The organism is Psychromonas hadalis ATCC BAA-638, from assembly GCF_000420245.1.
Classification (GTDB): Bacteria; Pseudomonadota; Gammaproteobacteria; order Enterobacterales; family Psychromonadaceae; genus Psychromonas; species Psychromonas hadalis.
Genome location: NZ_ATUO01000223.1, coordinates 1 through 4441, shown reverse-complemented (window position 1 = coordinate 4441; position 4441 = coordinate 1). Strand labels below are relative to the sequence as shown.

Genomic DNA, 4441 nt, shown 5'->3' with positions numbered 1-4441 from the left:
AGGCTTTTTGAAAACAATTTAGCGCAAGTTATTGTGTAATGATTCCTTAGCGCAAGTTATTGTGTAACGATTCCTAAGTATTGATGAAAGGAAATATTCAAATGAGTAAAGTAAAAAAGGTAGTTCTCGCTTATTCTGGCGGTTTAGATACATCAGCAATTATTCCATGGTTAAAAGAAACTTATGATGATTGTGAAATCATTGCGTTTTGTGCAGATGTAGGTCAAGGAGCAGAAGAGCTAATCGGTCTTGAAGAGAAAGCGTTAGCATCTGGTGCTTCTGAGTGTCACATTGTTGATCTTAAAGAAGAATTTGTTAAAGATTATATCTACCCAACAATGGCTTCGGGTGCTGTTTATGAAGGTACTTATCTATTAGGTACTTCAATGGCGCGTCCAATTATCGCCAAAGCACAAGTTGAAGTGGCACTTAAAGTCGGTGCAGATGCCGTTTGTCATGGTTGTACGGGTAAAGGTAATGACCAAATTCGTTTTGAAAGCTGTTTTGCTGCCCTTGCACCAGAGCTTCGTGTTATTGCACCTTGGCGTGAGTGGGACATGGTTTCTCGTGAAGATTTATTAGATTACCTTGCAGAGCGTAATATTGAATCGGCAGCGTCAGCAACTAAAATCTACAGCCGTGATGCTAATGCTTGGCATATCTCACATGAAGGTGGTGAGCTTGAAGATCCAAACAATGAACCAAGTAAAGGTGTTTGGACATTAACGGTTGATCCATTAGATGCGCCCGATGAGCCTGAATACGTAACAATCAAAGTTGAAAATGCACGTGTTACAGCCGTTGATGGTGTTGAGCTTTCTCCATATGCAGCATTAATGCTGTTAAATGAAAAAGCCGCTAAACATGGTGTGGGTCGTATTGATATTACTGAAAACCGTACGGTTGGTATGAAGTCACGCGGTTGTTATGAAACACCGGGTGGTACAGTGATGGTTACCGCATTACGTGGTATTGATGAATTAGTCCATGACAAACCTTCCCGTCGTTGGCGTGATCAAGTGGGCCAAGAGTTTGCTCACTTAGTTTATGATGGTCGTTGGTTTACGCCTTTGTGTGCTTCTCTACTGGCTGCTTCTGAATCATTAGCAAGCGACGCAAATGGTGAAGTGGTTGTTCGTCTTTATAAAGGCCAAGCGGTTGCTGTTAAGAAAAAATCGCCAAATAGCCTGTATTCAGAAGAGTTTGCAACCTTTGGTGATGATAACGTTTATGACCAAAAACATGCAGAAGGGTTTATCCGCCTGTATTCACTGTCTAGCCGTATTCGTACGCTAAACAGTAAAGCAAAAAAATAAGTTAAAATGAAACTCCTAGTGTGCCAAGCGTGCACTAAGAGTTTCCATTTATATGTGCTTTTTAGAGAGTTTATATAAATGTAGGTTGAGCGTTAGCTCATCAATATAAATAATGGAGCACGACAATGGCACTTTGGGGCGGACGTTTCAGCCAAGCGGCAGACGTAAAATTTAAATTATTCAACGACTCATTACGATTTGATTATCGTCTTGCTGAGCAAGACATTGTAGGTTCTATCGCATGGTCAAAAGCATTACAGACGGTGAATGTACTCACTGCCGATGAACAAGTGCGCTTAGAAGCTGCATTAAATGAGTTATTACTCTCTGTACAAGCAAACCCGACACAGATTTTACAGTCCGATGCGGAAGACATTCATTCTTGGGTAGAAATTCAACTTATTCAGCGTGTTGGTGATTTAGGTAAAAAATTGCATACGGGCCGTAGTCGTAATGACCAAGTGGCAACAGACTTAAAACTTTGGTGTAAAAAAACAGCACAGGATTTAGTGGTTCATCTTGATGTATTAGAAGCAAAATTGATTGAACTTGCCCGCACGCATCAATCGGTTGTTTTACCGGGTTATACACACCTACAGCGCGCACAGCCTGTTACATTTTCACACTGGTGTTTAGCTTATGTTGAAATGCTAGAGCGAGATCATAGTCGTCTTGAAGGATGTTTGGAGCGTTTAGATACTTGTCCACTTGGCAGTGGCGCATTAGCGGGTACGGGTTATGCGATTGACAGAACAGCACTTGCACACTCTTTAGGTTTCAAACGTGCAACACGTAATAGTTTAGATTCAGTGTCTGATCGAGACCATGTTGTTGAGCTAATGAGTTGCGCAACACTTTCAATGGTACATTTATCACGTATGGCTGAAGATCTTATCTTCTATAATAGTGGTGAAGCAGGCTTTATTGAAATGTCAGATCAAGTAACGTCAGGATCTTCACTGATGCCGCAGAAGAAGAACCCCGATGCAATGGAACTTATTCGTGGAAAATCCGGTCGTGTATTTGGTTCACTAGCGGGTATGTTAATGACACTGAAAGCACTCCCGTTGGCATACAATAAAGATATGCAAGAAGATAAAGAAGGACTTTTTGATGCCTTAGATACATGGGGCGATTGTTTAGAAATGGCTTCAATGGCGTTAACTAACCTTAAAGTAAATGAAGAGCGTACAAAAGAGGCCGCTCAAGGTGGTTACTCAAATGCAACAGAGCTTGCTGATTACCTTGTTGCAAAAGGTATTCCATTCCGTGAAGCACATCATATTGTCGGTGTTGCTGTTGTTTTTGCTATTGAAAAAGGTGTACCACTAGAAGAGTTAAGTGTTGCAGAATTTAAAGAGTTCTCTGATGTAATCGAAGACGATGTTTACCCTACATTAACACTTGAAGCAACACTTGCTGCGCGTAAGGCACAAGGTGGCGTCGCACCAGAGCAAATTGAGTATGCATTAACTGCTGCAGAAGAGCGCTTAGCAAAGCGTGATACATCAGGCATTGTGATAAGAGCTGCTCGTTTGACAGACATAGAGCGTATCGAATCAATGGTTAACCACTGGGCTGATAAAGGTGAAAACCTACCTAGGGACAAATCAGATTTAGCAGAGTCAATAGCTGAATTCGCAGTGACTGAGTTAGATGGAAAAGTGACTGGTTGTGCTTCACTACATATTTATGACACCGGTTTAGCTGAAATTCGTTCATTAGGTGTCGAGCCAGGTTTTGAACGTCGCGGTCAAGGTAGCGCACTGGTCGAGTTATTGGTCAAGCGTGCAGAAAAACTCGCGATCAAGCGTCTCTTTGTATTAACACGTATGCCAGAATTCTTTATGAAGCTTGGCTTTAGCCCAGAAAGTAAAACAACGATGCCTGAAAAAGTCTTAAAAGACTGTGCAATGTTTGTGAGCCAACATGCAAGCGATGAAAAAGCACTAGAGTTGAATTACAAAACAAGTATGTTGCTCCAGAAAGAGATGAGAAAAAGTTAGTGTAATACCAATTACATTAACTTTAATCAGTAAGATTAATCCTCTTTTTAATTTTTTGGTATATTAATAACGTAAAGGTGTGCTTCTTTTAATAGAAACACACCTTTTTTGTTTAAGATGTTTTATTTGTATCGGCTAAATAGTCATTCTTTAAATTAACGTAATGTATTGCAGAGCGTTTTAAAAACGAAAATTCTTTCTCGGTTAATGGACGTGCTTGTTTGGCGGGGGAGCCTACATACAAGAAACCCGACTCAAGCGTCTTATTTGGCGGCACTAATGATCCAGCTGCTAAAATAATATCATCTTCAATTTTTACATTATCTAAAACGATTGCCCCCATACCGATTAATACACGATTGCCAATTTCACAGGCATGTAACATCGCTTTATGACCCACAGTAACATCTTCACCAATGTGTAAAGAGTAACCTTCAACACTGGCTTCACCTTTACGGGCGACATGTAAAACAGATCCATCTTGAATATTGGTGCGTTTTCCCACCTTTATATTATTAACATCACCACGCAAAACACACATTGGCCAAATACTGACATCTTCGGCTAGTTCGACATCACCAATAACAGTGGAAAAGGGGTCGATATAAACATTATCTGCAATTTTAGGTGAGATACCTTTATAGCTACGTAATACAGGAAACATAATTAACCTTGTTGAATGTAAGCAAAAAGCCATCATACGACATAAAAATGTGTGTAACAAAGTAAAATATGTGGATAACTTGTGGTTAAAATAGGTATAAAAACTAATTGCAAAAAGAATCGTTTTTTCTATAAAAAACACTTGCCAATGTGATCGGAATCTCTATAATGCGACCCCACAGACAAGGCAACTAACGCAAGTTACTAACCGAGTCCGAACCAACAAACTCAGTGAGTTTGAGCCAACAAAAACTTTTAAAGTAATTTAAAATAACATGTTGACAAGGTTCAAGGTTAGCGTATTATACGCACCTCGCCGAAAGGCACGCTCTTTAACAATTTAATCAAACAATCTGTGTGAGCATTGATAGACGATTTCAAAAAAGTCCACTCTCCTCGTGAGAAGGGGACAAAAAGAATCAATATCAATGACACACGAATTAATTCATTAATTCA

Annotated in this window: 3 protein-coding genes; 2 read left to right on the top strand and 1 reads right to left on the bottom strand. The window is 39.9% G+C overall.

Going from position 1 to position 4441, the window contains the following annotated elements:
• Positions 1-101: 101 nt before the first annotated feature.
• Together G322_RS0117705 and argH are read left to right on the top strand one after the other, a co-directional pair.
• A complete protein-coding gene (locus G322_RS0117705; RefSeq protein WP_022943030.1) occupies positions 102-1316 on the top strand; it encodes an argininosuccinate synthase in 1215 nt (404 codons plus the stop codon).
• Between the two features lie 125 nt (positions 1317-1441).
• Positions 1442-3322 carry an argininosuccinate lyase gene (argH, locus tag G322_RS0117700; protein ID WP_022943029.1) on the top strand — a complete coding sequence of 627 codons (1881 nt, stop codon included), beginning with the start codon at positions 1442-1444 and terminating at the stop codon, positions 3320-3322.
• A gap of 112 nt (positions 3323-3434) precedes the next feature.
• Here argH and G322_RS0117695 read toward each other — a convergent pair whose 3' ends face one another.
• Complete coding sequence (locus G322_RS0117695; protein WP_022943028.1) at positions 3435-3986, bottom strand: gamma carbonic anhydrase family protein; 552 nt, start codon at positions 3984-3986, stop codon at positions 3435-3437.
• Positions 3987-4441: the final 455 nt, after the last annotated feature.